Raw genomic sequence first — 21092 nt, forward strand, 5'->3', positions numbered from 1 at the left:
GCGGGGCCGTGCGCGACGAGACGGCCGCGCCCGGGAGCACGGCCCCGGCAGGCCGGGGCTCGGTCAGTCTCTCGCCATGAAGACCTTCCGAGCTTCGGCGCGGTCCGGCGTCGACACGTAGGCCTGCCCTACGGACAGGTTCTCCAGGGCAACGGCGAGATCCTGGCCCGCGCGTCCCCGCATGAACCCCGCGACGGTCCGGCTCTCGGGGAAGTTGCAGCGGAAGGCGACCTTGCTGCCCGCGTTCGCGAGGACGTCCTTGTGGAAGTCGGCGACCCCCTGGCTCGCGACGACGACGGCGACGCCGTACTTCCTCCCCTCCTTCATGATCTTCGGGAGGGTGACGTCCTTCGCCAGTCGATGGGCCTCGTCGAGCACCACCGCAAGCCGCAGCTGTGGCGACTGTCCCCACTGGAACATCTCGCGGTACACCTTGCGCAGCACGAACGCGCCGGCAGCGATTTGGACCTGCTCCATCAGGCCGTGCACGTCCAGGACCACACCACGCTGCAGCAGGCCGGAGAACGGCCGGTCGGCGTCGTCGGTGAACAGACCGAAATCGCTCAACGGCCGCATCCGGGCGACGACGTTGCGGCCACGACCGGCGCTCTCGACCGCCGCGACCGCGTCGGCGAGCTCGTCCATGGTCGGCAGACGGTCCGGGCCGCCCGGGGAACCGAACCCGCGTGCCTTGTAGACCTCGCGCAATCCTTCGTACACCGCGTTGCGCTGGATCTCCCCCAGCCCGCAGACGTAGCCGATGACCTCGGACAGCTCCCAGGCCGCCTGCTGGAAGCGGGTGTGGTCGTCGCCGCGGAGCTCGAAGGGCGAGAAGGGGAGCCCGTCGGTCGCGTCGAGCACCGCCGACGTCCCGGGAGGCTCGGCAGCCATGTCGCCGTGGAAGTCCAGGACGAGCGACGGCAGCCCCTGTGCGGCGAAGGAGTTGAGGATGCGCCGGGTCGTGACGGACTTGCCCTGCCCGGGGATGCCGAGGACGAACAGATGCGGGCTACCGGCGGTGCTGATGCGCCAACGCGCCTGACCCGCATGCGCGTCGTCGCCGAGGTGCACGTCGACGGACTCCGGGAACGAGGCGGGCCGGGGTGTGCCGGCCGCCGGCACGGGGTCCGAGCCGGCACCGGACGGGGTGACCGGCCGGAGCGGCGCGGTCGCCTCGACCGCTCCGCCCGGTGGTGCGGGCGTACCCGGGTCCGGCGGCGCGGCCGAGCCGCTCGGGTTCCCCGGCGTGGCCGGCTGCGGGGACAACGACGGCACGGAGGGCGGCGCGGGCGGGCGCACCGGACCGGCCGGGGGCCGGCCCGGCTGCTGCCGATCCGCGTACGGCGCCGGTCGGGGCCGCGTCAGGGGCGACGCCGCAGCGGCAGGCGGTGGACCCGGCGGGGCCGACTCCCCGTGCTCGGTCGCGCGGGGCGCGGTGCGTGGGTGCGGCGACGGCCGCGGCGACCGGACCGGCGGGAGCTCCGGTTCCCCGCTGCTCACGCGCGCCGAGAAGCCGACTTCACCGAGATCGGCCGCGGTCAGGACGTCGATCCGAACGCCGCGGTGGGTCGCGGGGAAGCCCTCGGGCCCCGACAGGCTCACGACGTAGCCGCGGCGTCCGATCTCCGGGACCAGCGTGCCGTCCTCGACCTTCTCGAACAGCCGCTCGATGTCCGAACGGCGAGCGGAGTCGAGCAGGCCCATTGCGAGCGCCCGGTCGGCGTGATGGCGGAGGATGCCGCTGAGGCGGGCGCGCTGCAGCTCGGCGTCGATGCGCGGTGGGTCGGAGCGGAAGAACGTGTTCTGCAGCATCGACACCGTCGAGTCGAGCTGTTCGACGATGTCGTCGACGAGCGCGGTCGGCAGGGCCGCGGCCTTGCGCGACTTCACCTCGATGCATTCCAGGCGCAGGGTGCGCGCGGTGGAGCGGACCAGGACCAGGTCACAGCGCCGCGAGCCCGCCTCGGCACCGGACTCGCCGAAGACGTCCATGTGCGCGTCGACCGGTACGACCACGGTGCCGTCGAGCTCTCCTCGTCGGCGCAGGTGGGCCATCAGGGCGGCGAGGCTGACTGCCTCGGTCGCCAGGTTGGAGCGGCCGATCAGGCGCATCGCCAGCCGGCCGGACACGACCTGCAGGTGGTTGAGGATGTCGCGGACGGACTGGTCGACGGTCGCGAGGTCCAGTTCGAGCATGGCGTCCGCGAGCAGCCGCTCGACCTCACCGCGGTGGGTGGTCGTGACGGTCAGCCGCGGGCCGAGCCCCTCCAGGAAGTCGGGTGCGTAGTCGAGGATGTAGGGCCGCGCGGGGTCGGCCCTCCCGGCGGGCCCGGTGAACAGGTCGACCCCGAGGTTGCGGTCGAGGGTGAGGACCCAGTCGGCCCGTTCGTGGGCGGCACGCAGCGCGTCCTGCTGCCGGGGCCCGAGCCGCGCGGCCAGGGCGACCGAGCTCGCGGAGTAGCCGAGCTCCGTGGCCAGAGCTGCCTGGTAGGAGCGGTGCGCGTCGACGCTGTCGGCGGCCCCCTCGCGGGTGCGGGCGCGCAGCGCGGGCGCAGTGCGCCAGACGACGTCGCCGTCGACCGCGGCCCGCTGGTTCGAGGCCGGGGTGAGCAGGTTGCGGAACGACGCGGCGGGGTCCCTGACCGCGACGTCGGTGGCCTCGGCCGCGGCGTCGGCCCGGACGTCGGCAAGGTCGGAGACGACCGCGAGGTGGGCGGCGGCGTCGTCGGAGGCCAGCAGGTCAGACGGACGGACGCTGACGCCCAGCGGCGGGGTCAAGTACGAGGTGGTCCCCCGGACCTGGCGGGCGGCGACGCGGCGCTGCAGGTCGGTCAGCGCGGGGAGCGGATCGGTGAGGGAACGCCGCGAGCTGTACGCGGTGACCTCGACCCGGGCCGGTGCGACGGACAGTTCCTCGTCGCCACCCGTCTCGAGAACCGCGCTGGACAGGGCCCTGGCCAGCAGGTCCCCCGATCCCGGGTTGTAGGCGAGCAGGCGCATCGCGCTCTGGCCGGGGTTGACCGTCCGGTACGCCTCGACCCGTTCGGCCAGCACGGAGGCCGGGACCTCCGGGGTGACGTCACGACGGTCGAGCCCGAGCACGTCGAATACGGCCTGGATTGCTGCGCCCGGCTCGGGCTCGCCGGGGTCCAGATAGAGCCCCGTGCCCAGGGTCGCCTCCCGGACGTAGACGAACGGCGAACCGTCGGCCCCGAACACCGCGAAGGGCAGGTTGGCGGGCACGATCCGGGAGACGAGCCGGGCGTCGACGGCCTGCCGGCGAGCGACCTTCGACTTCCCGAGATCGGCGAGCTCGCGCGACCAGCGCCCGAGGGTCGCCGCATGCTCGGCGGCCCAGGCCAGTCGCATCGGGTGCAGCGGAAGGACGACGACGGATGCGATGGGCGCGTGCCCGGCCGTGGCGACGCTGAGCATGAGCGTGTCCATGGTCAGCAGCGCCCGCCGGGTCCGCGCGTCCGGCGCGGCATCGAGTGCCCGCTTGTAGGTCTGGCAGTACACGTCGACCTCGACGCGCAGGTCCTCGTCCCACTCGAGAGCCTCGACGACGTCCTGCGGGTGGCGCGCGGAGAGACGGTCGAACAGCTTGCGCCGCCGCTCGGACAACGTCTGCGGCAGCTCCTCGCGGATCGGCTCCACGGTGCCGATGTCGAGGGTCTCACCGAGCCGCCCCTGTGCCTCCCACGCGGTGGACAGGCCGCGCTCGTCCAGGATGCGTCGCTGCAACGCCGTCAGCGCCGGGCTGAGGGACAGCCGGACGGTCCGCCGCCCGCCGAGCCGGACGGAGAAGGTGCCGCCGTCCCAGGCGGGGGCGTCGGTGGCCAGATCGTCCTGGCCGTCGAGCGCGGCGTCGAGCCGAGCCTGGGCCATCGACGGTGCCGACGCGCGCCGGCCGGCGCTCGGGGTGGCCGCCTCGGCCTCCCAGCGGACGGCGAACTGCTGGCTCTCCTCGACCGCGTCCACGCCCCCGGCGAGCGCGACGGGCTGCCCGGTCTCGTCGAGCGCGGTCAGCCGCACGACCAGCAGCGCGGCGGCGGCGAGGTCCTCCTCGGCCAGGTCGACGCGGACGGTGCCACGGCGCTTGTCGCCCTTGACGGTCTGCTTGGCGAACGGCTCGGTGTCCTCGTCGCGCAGATCCTCCGGCGGCAGCGCCTCCAGCAGCCAGCGGTCGATCGCGGTGGTCGTTGCCGGATCGGTCTTCCAGGCGAGAGTGACCGACGCGGGGCTGTCCTCCCCCAGCTCCAGGTAGGGCAGCTCGCCGGGGCTGTCCTGCAGCAGCCGGGTCCCGGCCCGCAGCGCGCCGTCCTCCTTGAGGAACGGGGTGACCTGTAGCGACGTCACAGGCACGTACAGGGCCTGGCCGTGCGGCCAGTGCTCAAACGTCAGGGCATCCGCGCGGTCCGGGTCACCCAGGTCCCCGGCCCAGGACACCGCGTCGGAGAGATCGACGTCCGGCGCGGTGAGGAAGGCGGTGATGCGATCGCGGACCGCGCCCTCCGGAACGCCGGCGCCGCTGAGCCGGTCGGGAACCGATGCGACGGCACGCAGCGGCCGAGAGATGGCCTTGACACAGCGAGCGTTGCGCGAGAGCCGCTCGACGAGAGACTCCCCACCGAGGTCGGGGACCAGACCGACCATCCACAGCGCTCCCCCCGCGGTCTCCCACCGGGGGTCGTCGAGGACGGTCGCGACGTAGCGGGCCCATGCCTCGACCGGCCGGTCGCGGCCCAGCTCCCGTCCGACGCGGCGGACAGCGTCCTGCACCTCGGGGTCCCCGATGTCGGCGACGAGGTTCTCGCCGGTCTCGGTGAGCAGACCGGCGACGTCGATCCGGGCGAAGCTGTTGTCCAGCGAGCTGGCGCTGCTGCCGCTCCCGATGGGGACCATCAGGATCAGAGGGCGTTCCTTGCGGTTGCGCAGTTCCACCGCACGTTCCGCGGGGACGGCGAGGTCCCCGTCGGCCGGCCGGTCCTCCCCGGCCAGGACGTGTACGTCGGCGTCAGCGGGGGCGGCGAGCTTGCTGCGGACCGTACGGACCAGTGCCTCGGCGTCCGCCTGACGGATGCTGTCGATCCGCACGCAGTGCCCGGCTCCGTGACCCTCGATCGCGTCGACGATCTGCGCGGCGAGGGTCTCGATGATCAGTTCGGGCAGCCCGGTGCGGGCGGTTGCTGCGGTGGGTGCCGTGGTCATCAGGCGTCTCCGAGGGGGTGGCGGACGGTCTGCACGGAGAAGTCGTCGGACAGGCTGTCGAAGCAGCCCAGCAGCTGCAGGCGGCGCTTGAACGCCTCGACGTTCGCGGTCGCCGCGGCCCGGGCCTCGGCGCCGTCGAGGAAGGCCGGTGGCCGGTCGATGAGCAGCCCGTAGCGGTCGCGTAGTCCGGCGAGGACGTCCTGCAGCGGCATGGCACGCCGGTAGGAGGTGCCGTCCGGAGTCAGGAACAGGGCCATCAGGAGGGCTGTCAGCTGCTCGTCGCTGGGGGCGTAGCGCCAGGAGCGGCGGTTCGTGGACACGCCGTCGAGCAAGCCGTAGGGCTTGGTCAGGCCTCCGACGCTGCGAAGCCAACCTACGGAGTTCGTCAACGCCTTGCTCTGGCTGACGAACTGCATGACATCAAGGAGTTTGTCGAGTTCTGCGTGCTCTCGGCCCTGCACTTCGCGAAGAAAATCGATTTCAGTCTCTGTCACGGTATCGCTGCCCTCAGCCTCCGCGACCAGGTCGTCGATACGTGCTTCGCAATACGACTCCACGCGCCGATGACCGCGAAGCGACGCCAGCAGCCCGAGCTGACCGGGCCGGTCGAGACCATCGAAACGCGCCTTCTCAGCCGGGATCCGGTTCAATGCCTGCTCAATGACGACGAAGGTCATGCGGTCCCGGAATGCCAGGCGGGTCCGGTCCAGATCGCGTTCGACACAACGACGCGCGAGTCGGTCGGAGATCGACCCGAGGTCACCGGTGAGGTCGCAGTAGATCTCCAGATCGGACGGGCAGGCGGCACTGGCCCCGTCAGCACGCTGCATGTCCGGCGGCAGCTCGCCACCGCTAGCGAGGAGCATTCTTCCGGCTGCGTTGGCACGCAGCGTGAAGGTGTAGACGCCGGTAGCGAGCAGCGCTGCGAAACTCGCCATCAGCGACTGGGTCGGAACGACATTCCCGTAGGCACGAAGGTGACCCAGGAGGTCCGCACCGACTTGAGCTGCGACCGAAGGCATCGGGCTGTCGCCCGCGCGGCTCTCGATCGCTCGAGCGTCGGCCATGTCGAAGCCCTCGAGAAAGCGGAACTCCAACAGCGCGCCGATGTCGAGCTGTGACGGGTCGGAGAGCTGCGGCTCCCACCGGGGCTGCGGGCCGATCGACAATCCGCGGCCGACAGTGCGAACGACCAGCTCACGAAGTTCGGCCGCCGGGTTCTCCGACCCACCCCGAACGAGCTCCTCGATCAAGGCTTGGTAGGCGAAGTCATCCATCCCTCCATGCCGGGTCCGGTCTCTCGGTAGCCCGGCGCGGTAAGCGGCGAGGGTCAGCGGCGCGACCGCCAGCATCTGTTCCCCTCGATGTCCACGTCCGAAGGCGCCCATGTCGACGACGCAGGTACGTAGCCACCCGTCTACCAAGGACTGCCACTGATCGGAGTAGCCGACGATCGCGCCCTCGCGCAGCAGGGTGTCCCGGTAGCCGACGAAATCCTTCGAGTCGGTCCGCGACCGGCTCGACCGGCCGCCCTTCACACACATCTCGAACAGCTGCGGCAGCACCCGGTCGGTGTCGGTGTCGAGCAGCGAGAACACCGTGAGCGGCCGGTACTGGTAGGTGCGCAGCGGTTTGGGCAGGGTGATCGTCACGAGCCGTCCTCCAGGGCGATCCGCCCGCCGTCGATCACGGTCGCGCGGACGGCGCGGCCGGAGCCGTCCACCACCCGGACCGACCGTGCCGGCTGCAACCGCAGCCGGTTCCCGAAGCCCTCGATCTCCTGCCGCAGGGCGGCCGACGCGGTGTCACCGACGATCTCCCCGTCCGCGGCGCGCAGCAGCACCTCTGCAACGTCGACCGTCACGCGCAGCCGGGCGTTGGACCCGGGGTGCCGCAGCACGAGCTGGTCGGTGAACGACTCGACATACGGCGACGGCGACGCCGCCGGTTCGAGCCGGAACTCACCCGCCTCCAGCTCCTTGACCACGACGATCGCACGCACCGACGGGTCGTCATAGGCGCGGTCGCGCAGCGCGAGCTGCGCACCGTCGTAGCCGGGGTACGCCAGGATCCGCGAGACACCGAGGAGCATCCGGGGCAGGGCCGGGTTCGGGGTGCCGAGAGCGGCGAGGTACTCGTCGAGGTAGCGGTAGCCGCGGACCTCCCGGCGCGCCGAGGGCGGCGCCTCCCAGGCACCGAAGAACAGCGACCGCTTCAACGCCCCCATGACGTCCTTCTCGACCGCCGACAGGTCCGGCAACAGTCTCCGGTCGGCACGGGCTGCGCGGCCGACACCGGGTGCGGCGAGGCCGGCCGGGTCGAGTTCAGACCACTCGTCGACCAGGTAGTCGCCGGTGTCCGGAGTGAACGCGAGGTCCGGGGCGAGCCGCCCCGGACCGGAGGCGGGGTCCTGCCCGCGGTCGTACTCACGGTGCACGGCGTCGCAGGACAGGTCGCCGGTGATGACCCAGCCGAGCGCCGAGCGCACGTCGCGCACGGTCGCGCGCCGCCGTCGGCGCAGGTGGCTGGTGAGCAGGAGCTCCGACAGGGCGGTGCGGGCGCCGTCGGTCCGCAGGAGCGCGGCGTTGCGCCGCATGGGGCACACGTCGTGCGCTCTGCAGCCGGTGCAGAGGCTCCACCGGGGCGGGTCGGTCAGCACGTCGAGGATGCCGAGGCCGAGTCCGGTCCGCTCCGAGTCGGCGGGAAGTGCGAGGGCGCGGCGCTTGAGGTCGACGAGCACGACGCGGGCGCCGGGTGACGGCCGGTCCGCGCGTTGCCGGTCCAGCGCGGTGACCACCTCGGGGTAGCGGTCGGCGTGCTCGCCGAAGAACTGGGCGACGCGGCCGTCGTTGGCGGCGAGTAGCACGGTGCGCCTGGTCGGGTCGTCCCCGTCGCCGGGATCGAGAGCGGACCGCATCAGATCGTCGGCGGTGAGGTCGCCATGCGACTCCGACGCGTCGTAGACGGCAGCGAAGGTGCGCCCGCCGAGCCGCTTACGCCACCCGGCAGCGTCGGTCGCGAGGGTCTGCGCGCCGCGCTCGTCGAGCGCGCGGCCGACCTGGACCAGGAACGCCGTCTTGCCGTCGCCAGGGTTGCCGCTGAGCACGACGACGTCGAGATCCCCGTCCAGCACGGCGGGGAGGAGTTCGTCGTCGAGGCGGGTGTCGACGTAGGTGTCGTGGGCGAACTCGTCATCCATCCCGCGGTTGCCGGCGTTGCCGATCTCGCTGCGCCGGTAGAGGCCGCGCAATGCGCCGACAGTCGGGTTGACCAGGCGTGTGGTTCCGCTGGGCGGGGGCGAGGTGTCCCGTGCGCGGTCGACCTCGTCGGCGAAGGCACGGGCGTTCTGCGGCCGGTCCTTCTCGTCGAACGCCGCCGCCCGGAACAGCGTGTCGAGCAGCGCACCGCCGTAGCGGTGACGCTGAGCCTGTGACGGCGGCACCATGGTGCGGCGCTCGTCGAGCGACAGCCCCGCGTACGGATAGCGGCCGAGCACCGCGTCCAACACCGACACCGCGGCGCTGTAGATGTCCGCGGCGGGCGTCCAGTGCCGCCGGGTGATCACCTCGGGCGCGGTGTAGGGTGGGGATCCGACGGCGGACTTGGCATCGGTCACTCGCATCGACAACCCGAAGTCGATCAGTGCGGCGCTGCCGTCCTCCCGCACGATGATGTTGTTCGGGCTGACGTCGCGGTGGTAGAGCAGCTGCTCGTGGGCGTCGGCGAGCCCCCTCAGGACGTCGACGGCGATCCGCCGCACCTGCTCCTCGTCGGTGATGCGGTCGTTCTGCGCGGCGTCGTGCAGACTCTGACCGGGGACGTACTCCTGGACAAGCACGCCCGGGGCGGGCCTGGCCAGCACGTCGTAGACGCGGGCGCAGTAGCGGCTGGCCAGGGCGTCGGCGTTCATGTACTCGGCCCGCACGTGCTCGAACTGCGACCGGTGCGGATGCAGGTGTTTGAGCGTGCGCTGCACCTCCAGCCGCTCGTCCCAGGCCAGCCAGGTGACGGCCCAGGCGCCCTCGCCGAGACGGTGCAGCAGGCGGTAGCGGCCCGCGAGCAGCCCGTCCGGTTCCATGCGCTCGTCCTCGACCGGCGAGGGCGATACCACTGCCACGGCCGGCTCCGGCTCCGGAGCCGGCGGCGGGGCGGGACTGGTCAGAGCGGCCGCTTCCGCGGCGGTGGGCCGGACGGTGATGTCCAGGTCGAGGCACCGGCGCAGCAGGTCCCCGAACACCGTGTGCCCCGTGGCCCGGGAGCGGGCACGGTCGTGGTCGGGCTGGTCACCGGCGTCACCGTGCAGCCACTGCACGAGGCACAGGGCGAGGGCGTAGACATCGTCACCCGGCTGGAAGAACTCCGGGGCCGTCCCCGGCGGCTGGAACGCCGAGGACGGATGGTCGTCGGCGAGTACCGGCGCGATGGTCTGGGCGGACGGCAGGTGGGCGCGGCTCAGGTCGCGGAACCTGACCCGGTTCTGCGGCGGCGGAGTCACCTCGATGCTGCGCAGTTGCAGGGCCCGGTGGGTGATGCCCTGGGCGTGCACGTCGGCGAGTGCGGCGAACGCGTCCTGCACGACGGCCCGGCCCACCTCGTCGTCGACCGGACCCTGCGCCTCGTGGGCGAGCTTGCCGAGGCTGGTGCCGTCCATCGCGACCACGACGGGGGTGACGACGTAGCCCTCCCACTCGAACCAGCCCTGGACCCGCCAGGTCCGCTCACGGGCAGCCAGCGCCTGGAGCGCGTCGTGCTCGCGGGTGGCGAGCCGGTGCGCCGCGGCGGGATCGCTCCCGGTGACCGGCACGCAGTGGAGGTAGACGTTCTCCCCCGCCGGGTTGCGGGTGGGGAAGATGCGGGCGTTGCCCTGGGTCATCGACCGCCCGAGCACGCGATACTGCATGATCTTGCGCGGCGGCCGGTCGTCGCCGCGCTGCTGCAGCCCGAGCAGGTAGTCCATCAGGGCCGTACGCAGCGGGGCGAGCGCGGCGGAGAACGCGGCGTCGTGGTCGACGAGCCGCGCCGCGGCATCGGCCAGCCGGAGTACCACGCCCGGGCCGAGCTCCTCGGCGCCACGCAGTGCGAGGGCGTCGTGCGACAGGACGACATGCCCGGAGACGGGGCGGGTGCCCCGCGGGAGCCGGGTCAGGGCCGCCGCCCATCCGGGGACCTTCGTCCGCAGACGCCCGGCCAGCACCCGCGACGCATGCGCGACCTGGTTGGCGGGGTTGTGCCGACGGTCGCCGTCGACGTACCACGCGACTTCGCCCACCAGGACTTCCCGGCCCCACGCCTTCTCCTCGCAGACGAACACCGCGTGGTCACCGACGACGACCAGGTCCAGGTCCAGGTCGACCGTGCCCATCGAGTCCGGGACCTGCCGTCCGGCGATCACGTCCCACCGCGGTGGGAGGGCATCGGCGAGGTGGCGGGCGGACTTCTCCTCCCCGGGCCCGTGCCAGTCACCCAGAACGTGCAGGCGGGCCATCAGCGCGGCCCGAGGGCTGGGAGGAGATCCAGGATCATGTGGCCGCCGTTCCGCTCGTCGTGCCGCCGATTCATCGTCCCATCGACCCGAACGACCCTAGTGGCCCGACACGCAGCGTTTGCGGGCAGTGCCCGCATGTCACCGTTCCGAGCGAAACGGTCGCCCGGGAGCTGGGTCGATACCGGCTCGGCGCGACTCAGACCGTCCGATCGTGGTCCGTTCGAGTCTCCGGTCGAGGGACAACCACAGCCGACGCAATGCCGCGGACGTCCGCGAACACGACATCGCCCGAGTCCGGTCGAGTAGGCACGAACGGGCGTAAACATCCCGGTGCGGCCGAGCGGGGCCACCCCGCCGGAACAGCATGGCATATGATACGGAACGTTCCGTATCGTTTCTCCGGCCCGTTCACGACGACGAGGAGTTCCTATGACGGCCACCCCAGAACCCGTCTGGTTCGTGACCGGCGCCGGCCGGGGGCTGGGCCGGGCACTGACCCGGGCCGCGCTGGACGCCGGCGAGCAGGTGGTGGCGACCGTCCGGCAGGCCGACGCGCTCGCCGACCTGCGTACGGAGTTCCCGTCGGCGTTGCACGTCGCGACGGCGGACGTCCGCGACCGGGACGCGGTCCGGGCCGCGGTCTCGGCCGGTGTCGCGCGGTTCGGGCGTCTCGACGTCGTCGTCAACAACGCCGGCTACGGCCTCGTCGGAGCGGTCGAGGAGGCCGGGGAGGCGGAGGCGCGCGACATCGTGGACACGAACCTGCTGGGACCGCTGTGGGTCGCCCAGGCGGTGCTCCCCCACCTGCGCGCCCAGGGGGCGGGGCACATCGTCCAGATCTCCACGACCGGCGCGGTCGGTGCCATGCCGACCCTGGGTCTGTACAACGCGGGCAAGTGGGGGCTGGAGGGCTTCTCCCAGGCGCTCGCCGGTGAGGTGGCCCGGTTCGGCGTCCGCGTCACCGTGGCCCAGCTCGGCGGGTTCGACACGGACTGGGCCGGCTCGGGGATGCACTTCGCGACCCCGTCCGCCGTCTACGACGACCTGCGGCGCGAGCTGTTCGGGACGGCCGAGGTGCCGTGGCGGGCCGAGGGGCCGCTCGGGGCGCCCGTCGCGGAGGCGGTCGACGCCCTGCGCCGGCACGTCCACGCGCCCGACGGCCCGTTCCGGCTCCTGGTCGGGGCGGACGCCCCCGACCAGGTCACCGCGGCGCTGCGGGCGCGGTGCGAGGACTACGCCGAGGACGACCGCTTCACCTGGCCCACTCCGGCCGTCACCGCCTGACCGGACCGCGTCCCGGGGCTCACCCGGTCGCGGCCCGCACCCGGAAGTCACCCGGCTCGACCACCGCGGAGATCGCGACCCCCGCGACGAGCGCCCAGAACGGGCTGGAGATCCCCAGCGGCGCGACCCCGCTCATCGCCACCACCAGGGCCGTGAGCGCACCGGTCCGGAACCGGCCCTCCCCGAACGCACCCCGGAACGACGACACCAGCACCCCGATCATGGCGAGCCCCGCGACGACCGCCACCAGCTCGGTCGGCAGCGCCGTGACCGCGGTGACCGCGATCCCGGCGAGGACGCCGAACGCGACGAACAGCACGCCGTTGACGACGCTCGCGGCGTACCGGGCGTCGGGGTCCGGCCCGGCCTGCGGACCCGAGCAGATCGCGGTCATGGGGCCCGCGACGTTGGCGTTGTGGCCGCCGGTCAGCGGGGCCAGCAGCCCGCCCACGCCGCTCGCGACCGTCATCGCGTTGATCGGGGGCCGGTAGCCCTGGCTGAGCAGCACGCCGTAGGCCTGTGCGTTCTCCGCGGCGATCACCAGGACCGCCAGCGGGATCCCGACGGCCAGGATCGCGGCGAGGTCGAACGTCGGCGCCACGAGCACCGGTGCCGTCCAGCCCTCGACGGCGGTGGCCTGCGTGGTGAAGCCGCCCGTGGCCGCGGCCGCGGCCAGCCCGGCGACCAGCGCACCGAGCGCGCCGGGCACCGCCGGGACGAACCGGGACAGCAGCAGGAACCCGGCCACCGCGGCCGCGACGATCCACGGCGCGGACTCGGCCGCGGTCACCACCCCGGTGCCGAACCGGATCAGCGCCCCGGCGATCATCGCCATCACGATCTGCTGCGGCAGCCACCGGGACACGGTGCCGATCAGGCCGGACAGCCCGAGCACGAGCACGAGCAGTCCCGCGACGAGGAACGCGCCGACGACGGCGGAGAACGGGAACGTCCCCAGCGCCCCCACCACCAGGACGGCCCCCGGGATGGAGAAGGCGCCGACGACCGGCATCCGGTAGCGCAGGGCGAGGAACAGCGAGATCAGGCCGCCGAAGACGTAGATCCCGAAGATCCACGACGCGATCACCCGGCTGTCCAGGCCGTTCGCGGCGGCACCGTCGATCACGATCAGCGCCGGCCCGGTGCAGCCGAACACGGCCGCGACCACCCCGGCGCCGACCGTTGCGGGGTTCAGCCGCCGGGGCAGGTCGCGCAGCCCGGACCGGATCCCCGGGCCGGGTTCGATGCGGCGGGTCGGCCGCGGCTCGGCCGGCGGGGTGGGCGGTGCGGCGGCCGGGCCCTCGGCGGGCTCGTCGGTCGATGCGGTCATGGTGTCGCCTCCTTGCGATCACTCACCGGGCAGGGAGCGGGCGGCTACCGGCGCCGCAGTGTGCGGACGCGGGTGAGGCCCCGGCGGACGAGCGCGCCGACGGTGTCCCGGACGGTCCCCAGCACCAGGCGGAGCTGCGCACCGCGGCCGGGCTCGGTGACCGACCCGGTCTCGGCGGCCTCGTCGACGCTCGTCGCGAACTGCTCGAACAGCCGCCGCGAGACGTCACCGGCCAGCGCCCGGCCGAACTGTGCGACCCGGCCGGTGAGGTGGACGTCGGCGTGCGCGGTGAGGATCGTGCCGCCGTCCGGGCCGGCCTCGGCCGCCAGTACGACGTCGGCCTGGGTGGCGCTGCCGCCGGCGTCGGCGCCCTGGGCGTGGAACCGCAGCCGGTGCGCGGCGGGGTCCCGCTCGACGACCTGGGCCAGGCCGTCGAAGGACAGCTTCACCGGGCCTAGCGCGACGACGGCGCGGCCCCGGTAGCGGTCGCCGTCGAGCACCTCGGTGAGCCGGGCACCGGGCAGGCAGCGGGCGAGCAGGTCGAAGTCGTCGAGCACCGCCCAGACCCGCTCGACCGGCTGCCGGAGCGCGCTGGTGACGTCGACGACCGCGGACGGCGGACCGGAGGGCAGCCGCACCTCCTGCGCGAGCGCCGCCGCCGGCACGTCCTCGGCGGGGGCGCCGGCGCCGCTGCCGCCACCGGTCCCCCGCCCGACCAGGGTCCGCGCGCCGCACGCCCGGGGCCCCGGGACGCCGTCCGGGTGGCTCTGCCGCACGTCGTCGACGGCCGCGAGGATCCCGCGGTAGCCGGTGCACCGGCAGAGCACGCCGGACATCTGCTCGGGCAGCTCCTCGCTCTCCACCTCCGGGGTGTTGCTGAGCAGGTCGTAGCTGCTCATGAGCATCCCGGGGGTGCAGAACCCGCACTGCAGCGCGTGGTGGGCGGAGAACGCCTGCTGCAGCGGGTGCTGGTCCTCGGGGGTGCCCAGCCCCTCCACGGTCACGATCTCGGCGCCCTCGCACTGCACCGCGAACAGCAGGCAGGCGCGGGCGGCCTCGCCGTCGACGAGCACGGTGCACATGCCGCAGACGCCGTGCTCGCAGCCGAGGTGGGTACCGGTGAGGCCGAGCTGCTCGCGCAGCACGTCACCGAGGTGCGCACGGGGCGGCACGGTGACGGTCGTCCCGGTGCCGTTCACCGTCATCGTGATCCCGACGGTCTCGTCGGCGGCGACGCGGTCCCGTGGCTCCGCAGTACGTGTCCGCCTCGGCTCCACCGTGGTCATGAACGCTCCTTCCGGTCCCGGGCGCGGTGCAGCGCACGGGACAGCTCGCGGGCGGCGAGGACCCCGAACAACCGGCGCCGGTAGCCGGTGGATCCGTGAGTGTCCCCGCCGGTGTCGACGACGTCGTCGGCCAGCGCGGCGGTGGCCGGGCGCAGGTCGTCCTCGTGCTCGGTGAGCAGCGGTGTCACGTCGCGGGTCACGGCGCGGTCGGAGATCCCGAACCCGGTCAGCCGGGCCTCGGTCACCGCGCCGTCGTCACCGACCCGGACCCGGGTGACCACGCCGGCGAGCGCGAAGTCGCCGTGCCGGCGGGCGATCTCGGCGAACCCGAACCCCTCCCCCGGCCGGGCGTGCGGGAACGTCACCGCGACGACGACGTCCTCCGGCCCGGCCGCGGTGGTCATCGCGCCGGTCACGAACTCCTCGGCGAGCATGCTCCGCCGCCCGGCCGGGCCGGCCAGCTCGACCGTCGCCTGCGCACAGCAGGCGACGGCGGGCAGCTCGGCGGCCGGGTCGGCGTGGGCGAGGCTGCCGCAGACGGTGCCCCGGCTGCGCAGCTCCCGGTGCCCGACGAACGGCATGGCCATCCCGATCAGCGGGACGGCGTGGGCGGCCCGGTCGTGCTCGACCGCGCGCTGCCGCACCGCCGCGCCGATCCGGTACCCGTCCCGGTCCGGTCCGGCCGACGTCAGCTCGGGCACGGCGGTGATGTCGACCAGGGTGCCGGGGCGGCCCAGGCGCATCGCGAGGACCGGCACCAGGGACTGGCCGCCGGCCAGCACCTTGCCGTCGCCGCCGGCGAGCTCGCCGAGCACGTCGTCGAGCCGGCCGGGGCGGACGTAGGCGAACGGTGCGGCCTTCATCAGCGGCCCGTGAAGTTCGGGGTGCGCTTCTCCCCGAAGGCCTTCACGCCCTCGGCGAAGTCCTCGGTCGCCCGCAGCATCGAGTAGGCCTTCCGCTCCAGCTCGATGCCGGTGTAGAGCGGCCCGTCGACGCCGCGGTCGAGGACCTCCTTGGCGGTGCGCAGCGCGGCCGGGGAGAAGCCGGCCATCTTCAGTGCCAGCGCGTCGACCTCGGCGTAGAGCGCGTCGCGGTCGTCGTACAGGCCGGCCAGGATGCCCCAGTCGAGCGCCTGCTGGGCCTGGATCCGGGTCGCGGTCATGATGTGGAACTTCGCCCGGGACAGGCCGATCAGCCGGGCCAGGCGCTGGGTACCGCCGGAGCCGGGGATCATGCCGAGGTTCATCTCGGGCAGTGCGAGCTGGGTGCGGCCGGTGCCGAGCCGGATGTCGCAGGACAGCGCCATCTCCAGCCCGACGCCGAAGCAGTAGCCGTCGATCGCGGCGATGACCGGCTTGGTGCTGCGGGCCGGGGCGGTGACGTCCTGGCCGAGGTCGGTGAGGTCGATCGGGTCGACCTCCATGAACCCGGCGATGTCGCCGCCGGAGGTGAAGTGCTGGCCGTCGGAGCGGACCACCACGACGCGGACCTGCGGGTCCCGGTCGATCTCGGCGAAGCGCTCGGCGACGAGCCTGCGCATCTCCATCGTGACGACCGTGTACTTGCCGTGGGACAGGGTCAGGTAGGCGACCCGCCCGTCGTGCTCGCGGGTCAGGACGACGTCGCCGCCGGTGAGTGCCATGTCAGGAGTTCTCCTTCTCGGTGAGCAGCTGGTGTAGTACCTCGCCGTGCAGCGGCAGGCGGGTGATGTCGATCCCGCGGGGTGCCAGCGCGTCGGCGACGGCGTTGGCGTAGGCCACGGGAAAGCTCATGGACGACCCCTCGCCGCAGCCCTTGGCGCCGAGCGGGGTCAGCGGTGACGGGGTCACCACGTGGTCGGTACGCAGGTCGAACCCGGCCTCGGCGCTGGTCGGGCACAGGTAGTCGAGGAACGTCGCCGCCGTCGGCTGCCCGGAGTCGGCGTGGGTGAACTGCTCGTAGGCGGCGCCGCCGAGGCCGTGCACGAGCGCGCCGTAGACCTGGCCGTCGAGCAGGGTCTGGTCGAGGACGGTCCCGGCGTCGTGCACCGAGGACACCCGGTCGACCTCGATCTCCAGGGTGTCCGGGTCGATCCGCACCGCGACGATCTCGGCCACGAAGCCGTAGCAGAGCGAGGAGTTGATCCGGTCGTCCGCCGTGGCCGCGCGGGTCTCCCGCGGGGAGAACTCGGCCTCGGCGTAGAGCCGGGCGGGGACGCCGTCGGGCAGCGACGCCGGGTCCCAGTGCACGACGCCGGCGGCGTGCCGGAAGGCGACCGAACGGCCGTCCGGGTGGACGACCTTCCCGTCGAGCAGGGTCAGCTCGCCCGGGTCGGCCCCCTCCAGCAGCGTGGCCCCGGCCGCCTTCACCGTGGCGGCGATGGTGTCCGCGGCGGCGACGACCGCGCTCGTGACGAGCGGCGCGAACCGCGACGAGTACGACCCGGACGTGACCGTCCACGGGGTCGTCGCGGTGTCCATGTCGACGACCGCCCGTACCTGCGCGATCGGCAGCCCGAGCCGCTGCGCCGCGACCTTCCGCGCCACGGTGGCGTGGCCCTGGCCCTGCGGAACCGACCCGAGCAGCACGGTCACGATCCCCTGCAGGTCCACCGACATCCGGACGTGCTCGGTGGAGCCGGACTTGTCCCGGCCCGGCCTGCGGTCCTCGGCGGGGGTGGCCAGCCCGACGTAGCCGATGTTGGTGCCCGACGGGTCGACGACCAGGGCGGTACCGATGCCGTAGAAGGCGCCCTCGGCCCGGGCCGCCTCCCGCCGGCGCTCCAGCTCGGCGAGGTCCGCGTTCTTCACCGCCAGGTCCAGCGCCGCGGGATAGTCGCCGGAGTCATACACGCCACCGGTCGCCGTCTCGTGCGGGAACGCCGACACCAGGTTCCGCCGACGCACCTCGACGACGTCCAGGCCGGTCGCCGAGGCGACCGCGTCCATCAGCCGCTCCAGCCCGAAGTAGAGCTGCTGGCCGCCGAAGCCGCGGTTCAGCCCGGTCGGCATGGTGTTCGTGACCACGGCGCGGGCCCGGATCTCGACGGCGTCGATGCGGTAGGGCCCGGTGATGTTGCCGTAGCAGCGGTAGAGCGTGGACGGCTCCGGCGGGCGCAGGTAGGCGCCGACGTTGTCGATCAGGTCGGTGCGCAGGGCCGTCACGGTGCCGTCGGCGTCGACCGCGGCGGAGAAGGTCATCGCCCGGTCCGCACCGGTGGAGCTCGCCATCAGGTGCTCGACGCGGTCCTCGGCCCACCGCACCGGCGTGCCGGAGTGCTTCGAGGCCAGCGCCATCAGCACCACGTACGGGTAGATGCCCGCCTTGATCCCGAAGCTGCCGCCGATGTCGGCGGGGACGTGCAGCCGCACCCGCGACGTCGGGATACCGAGCGCGCCGGCCATGACCGGGACCATCGAGAACGGTCCGTGGAAGTTCGCCCAGGCCTCGACCGAGGGGCCGGCGTCGCCCTCGTTCCACTGCGCGATGACCGAGTAGCACTCCATCGGCACCGAGGAGTAGCGCGGGAAGTCGTAGCGACCGGTCACCACGTGCGCGGCGTCGCGGAACCGCTCCTCGACGGGGCCGAAGGAGAAGGTCCGGTCGGTGGCGACGTTGGACCCGGCGTCCTCGTGCAGCAGCGGCGCGTCCGGCTCCAGCGCGGCGCGGGCCGCGGTGACCGCACCCAGGTCGTCGTACTCGACGGCGACGAGCTCGGCGGCGTCCTCGGCGACGTAGCGGTCCGAGGCGACGACGACGGCGATCGGCTCGCCGACGAAGCGCACCTTGTCCACACCGGTGGGCAGGTAGGGCATCACCGCGCCGGTCGACAGGGGGAAGGGCCGCAGCGCGGCGCGCACCTCATCGGGGCCGATCACCGCCGCCACCCCCGGATGGGCCCGGGCGCGGCTCAGGTCGACCGAGCGCAGCCGGGCGTGCGGACGGGTGGAGCGCACGACGGTGGCGACCAGCGTGCCGGGCAGCGGGTCCAGGTCGTCGAGGAACGCGCCCCGGCCGGTGACCAGCGCGGCGTCCTCGTCCCGGCTGGGGACCCAGGTGCGGGCGGCCTCACCTACATCAGACACATCGGACACATCAGACACGTGCTTCTCCCCTCAGGTCGTACTCGCCCGCGACGAGCGTGCGGCGCAGCGTCTTGCCGACCCCGGACCGCGGGATCGAGTCGACGGCGATCACCCGCTTCGGCCGCTTCAGCGACGGCAGCTGATCCCGGGCCCAGGCCAGGGCCTGCTCGGCCGCGGCCAGCGGGTCGGTCCCGCGGACGGGGACCACGAACGCGGTCACCGCGTGTCCCCAGCGCTCGTCGGGCAGCCCGACCACGCAGACGTCGTCGACGGCGGGACAGCGGGTCAGGACCGACTCGATGTCGTCCGGGTAGATGTTCTCGCCACCGGAGTTGATCATGTCGTCGGTGCGGCCGGAGACCCAGAGGTCGCCGTCGGAGTCGGCGACGGCGAGGTCACCGGTGTGGTACCACCCGTCCCGGATGGCCTTGGCGTTCGCGTCCGGCCGGTTCCGGTAGCCGCCGAAGGCCTCGGGCGAGGCCATCGAGACGATCACCTGACCCTGCGTCCCGCGCGGGACCTCCTCGTCGACCGGGGCGCCCGCGTCGGGCGCGATCAGCCGGACCCGGGAGAACAGCCCCGCCCGCCCGGCGCAGCCGGGCTTGGCGGCGACGTCGGGCCCGATGGTGAAGGTGTAGATCTCGGTCGAGCCGAAGTGGTTGACGAACGAGGTGGGCGCGACCTGCTCGACCAGCTTCTCGGCGAGCGACGGGGTCATGGCGGCGCCGGCGTAGGCGAGGTTGTCGAGCGCACGGGCGTCCCCGAGCCGTCCGGTGCGCAGCAGCGACCAGTAGATCGTCGGCACCAGGTACAGGGAACCGACGTTCTCCTCGAGGATCAGCTGCATCGACTCGTCGGCGTCGAAGGCGGGCTGGCCCACCCACGTGCCCCCGACCACGACGGAGGCCAGCAGCGTGCGCAGGCCCATCGTGTGGAACAGCGGCATCACCCCGAGGGTCGCGACCCCCTGCCGCTGCCGGGTCTGCATCACGTGCGCGACCGCTGCCACGTGCTCGGCCCGGTGGGTACGCGGGACACCCTTCGGCTTCCCCGTGGTCCCCGACGTGTAGAGCATGACGCTGAGGTCCGACTCGTCCGGGACGGCGCAGACCGCGGTGTCGAGCCGCTCGGCGAGCTCGTCGACGGCCGCCACGTCCCGCAGCAGGTCCCCCAGGCCGGCGGCGGCGACCCGCTCGGCGTGCGCGGCGTCGGCGACCACCAGGCGGACGTCGGCGTCGCCCAGGCAGTAGCCGAGCTCCTCGACCCCGAACCGGGTCGAGAGCGGCACCGAGACCGCGCCGAGCTTCTGCACGGCCAGGTGCAGGCTCGCGAGCTGCTCGCCGCCGTGCATCACCAGGCCCACCCGGGCCCCCCGCTCCACGCCGAGGCTCCGCAGGGCCCCGGCCAGCCGGTCGGTCCGCGCGTCCCACTCCCGGTAGGAGAGCCACCTGCCGGTTCCGCGTACCGCCGGCCGGTCGGGGTTGCGCTCGGCCGCCCATCGCAGCGTCGTCACCAGGTCCATCCGACCCCCTCGTCGTTAGTCTGTTTCAGACCATACGGTTCAGACTGTCAGAGGGGAAGCCCCGGATTCCACCGGCCTCGGGAGCGACCCCGTACGGCGGGCTCCGGTGTCAGGAGGGGCGGTCGCGGGTGGCGGGACGCACGTGCGAGGGTCGAGCCGCATCCGCGGACCGACGACCCGCCTCGTCTAGAGTCCGCGGAGCACCGGCCGGCACGAGAGGAGCGCGGATGCGACTGTCCACGACGTCGTATCTGGTCCTGGGCATGATCGCGTTGCGCGGGCCCTCGACGCCGTACGACCTGAAGCGGGCGGTGAGCCGCTCCGTCGGCTACTTCTGGCACTTCCCGCACGCGCAGCTGTACTCCGAGCCGGACCGGCTCGCCGACGCCGGCCTGCTCGCCCTCGACACCGAGGAGCACGGACGGCGGCGCAAGACCTACTCCCTGACCGACGAGGGCCGGGCGGCCCTGCGTGAGTGGCTGGCGGCGCCCACCGCCGAGCACTTCCAGATGCGCGACATCGCCGAGCTCAAGCTGTTCTTCAACGAGGCGGGATCCCCCGACGACGTCGGGAAGCTCGCCCGCGAGCAGATCCGCCAGCACGAGAGCCGGATCGCCGACTACGAGGACATGGTCGCCCGGCACGGTCGCGAGGAGTGGGCCGAGCCGCGCATGATCACGATCGAGCTGGGCCTGGAGATGGAGCACGCCGCGCTGAGGTTCTGGAGCGCGCTGGCGAACGACGACCTCGACCGGCTCCGTCGCGAGCGGGCCGAGCGCGACCCGCGCGACTGAGCACCGGCCCTGTCGGGGGTCGTTCGCTCACTCCGATCCGTGGGTCCGTGACCACCCGGTCCACCGCCGCGTCGTCCGGGGCCCTGGTCAGCCCCGGACGACATCCGACCGGACAC

General features: G+C 73.2%; 11 protein-coding genes. 2 read left to right on the forward strand and 9 right to left on the reverse strand.

Features of this window, described 5'->3' with window-relative positions; genetic code table 11:
* Positions 1–63: 63 nt before the first annotated feature.
* The 3 genes from ZF1_RS19520 to ZF1_RS19530 are packed head-to-tail and all read right to left on the reverse strand — an operon-like array spanning position 64 to position 10696.
* Positions 64–5211: a helicase HerA domain-containing protein gene (locus ZF1_RS19520; RefSeq protein WP_379673904.1), complete on the reverse strand. Its 5148-nt coding sequence runs from the start codon at positions 5209–5211 to the stop codon at positions 64–66.
* Positions 5211–6863: a methylation-associated defense system protein MAD7 gene (mads7, locus tag ZF1_RS19525; protein WP_379673905.1), complete on the reverse strand. Its 1653-nt coding sequence runs from the start codon at positions 6861–6863 to the stop codon at positions 5211–5213. The genes ZF1_RS19520 and mads7 overlap by 1 nt, the downstream gene beginning before the upstream one ends.
* Complete coding sequence (locus ZF1_RS19530; RefSeq protein WP_482638010.1) at positions 6860–10696, reverse strand: serine/threonine-protein kinase; 3837 nt, start codon at positions 10694–10696, stop codon at positions 6860–6862. The genes mads7 and ZF1_RS19530 overlap by 4 nt, the downstream gene beginning before the upstream one ends.
* A gap of 429 nt (positions 10697–11125) precedes the next feature.
* Between ZF1_RS19530 and ZF1_RS19535 the strand changes: the two genes are divergently transcribed.
* The gene (locus tag ZF1_RS19535; RefSeq protein WP_379673907.1) at positions 11126–11980 is read left to right on the forward strand and encodes an SDR family NAD(P)-dependent oxidoreductase; all 855 of its coding nucleotides are present in this window, start codon (positions 11126–11128) and stop codon (positions 11978–11980) included.
* Between the two features lie 19 nt (positions 11981–11999).
* Here the strand turns inward: ZF1_RS19535 and ZF1_RS19540 are convergent, their stop codons facing one another.
* From ZF1_RS19540 to ZF1_RS19565, 6 genes are read right to left on the reverse strand one after another with little or no spacing between them, the layout of a single operon-like run.
* Complete coding sequence (locus ZF1_RS19540) at positions 12000–13310, reverse strand: benzoate/H(+) symporter BenE family transporter (protein WP_482638011.1); 1311 nt, start codon at positions 13308–13310, stop codon at positions 12000–12002.
* Positions 13311–13354: 44 nt separating this feature from the next.
* Positions 13355–14596, reverse strand: a complete 1242-nt coding sequence (locus tag ZF1_RS19545) for a 2Fe-2S iron-sulfur cluster-binding protein (protein WP_482638012.1) — start codon at positions 14594–14596, stop codon at positions 13355–13357.
* Positions 14593–15459 (reverse strand): FAD binding domain-containing protein, encoded by an 867-nt coding sequence (locus ZF1_RS19550; protein ID WP_482638013.1) that lies wholly within the window; start codon positions 15457–15459, stop codon positions 14593–14595. Before ZF1_RS19550 ends, ZF1_RS19545 begins: the two co-directional genes overlap by 4 nt.
* Positions 15459–16238 carry an enoyl-CoA hydratase/isomerase family protein gene (locus tag ZF1_RS19555; RefSeq protein ID WP_208819023.1) on the reverse strand — a complete coding sequence of 260 codons (780 nt, stop codon included), beginning with the start codon at positions 16236–16238 and terminating at the stop codon, positions 15459–15461. The genes ZF1_RS19550 and ZF1_RS19555 overlap by 1 nt, the downstream gene beginning before the upstream one ends.
* A gap of 1 nt (position 16239) precedes the next feature.
* Positions 16240–18660, reverse strand: a complete 2421-nt coding sequence (locus ZF1_RS19560) for a xanthine dehydrogenase family protein molybdopterin-binding subunit (protein WP_482638014.1) — start codon at positions 18658–18660, stop codon at positions 16240–16242.
* A 10-nt stretch (positions 18661–18670) separates the two neighbouring features.
* Positions 18671–20182 (reverse strand): class I adenylate-forming enzyme family protein, encoded by a 1512-nt coding sequence (locus tag ZF1_RS19565; RefSeq protein ID WP_482638015.1) that lies wholly within the window; start codon positions 20180–20182, stop codon positions 18671–18673.
* A 227-nt stretch (positions 20183–20409) separates the two neighbouring features.
* Between ZF1_RS19565 and ZF1_RS19570 the strand changes: the two genes are divergently transcribed.
* Positions 20410–20976, forward strand: a complete 567-nt coding sequence (locus ZF1_RS19570; protein WP_062396568.1) for a PadR family transcriptional regulator — start codon at positions 20410–20412, stop codon at positions 20974–20976.
* Positions 20977–21092 lie beyond the last annotated feature (116 nt).

The organism is Pseudonocardia sp. ZF1, from assembly GCF_056835605.1.

Bases quoted from the DNA above. Each gene is read 5' to 3' on its own strand.
- ZF1_RS19555 (WP_208819023.1), bottom strand. From the start codon at position 16,238: ATGGCACTCACCGGCGGCGACGTCGTCCTGACCCGCGAGCACGACGGG.
- ZF1_RS19520 (WP_379673904.1), bottom strand. From the start codon at position 5,211: ATGACCACGGCACCCACCGCAGCAACCGCCCGCACCGGGCTGCCCGAA.
- ZF1_RS19565 (WP_482638015.1), bottom strand. From the start codon at position 20,182: ATGGACCTGGTGACGACGCTGCGATGGGCGGCCGAGCGCAACCCCGAC.
- ZF1_RS19570 (WP_062396568.1), top strand. From the start codon at position 20,410: ATGCGACTGTCCACGACGTCGTATCTGGTCCTGGGCATGATCGCGTTG.
- ZF1_RS19540 (WP_482638011.1), bottom strand. From the start codon at position 13,310: ATGACCGCATCGACCGACGAGCCCGCCGAGGGCCCGGCCGCCGCACCG.
- ZF1_RS19530 (WP_482638010.1), bottom strand. From the start codon at position 10,696: ATGGCCCGCCTGCACGTTCTGGGTGACTGGCACGGGCCCGGGGAGGAG.
- ZF1_RS19550 (WP_482638013.1), bottom strand. From the start codon at position 15,459: ATGAAGGCCGCACCGTTCGCCTACGTCCGCCCCGGCCGGCTCGACGAC.
- ZF1_RS19535 (WP_379673907.1), top strand. From the start codon at position 11,126: ATGACGGCCACCCCAGAACCCGTCTGGTTCGTGACCGGCGCCGGCCGG.
- ZF1_RS19545 (WP_482638012.1), bottom strand. From the start codon at position 14,596: ATGACCACGGTGGAGCCGAGGCGGACACGTACTGCGGAGCCACGGGAC.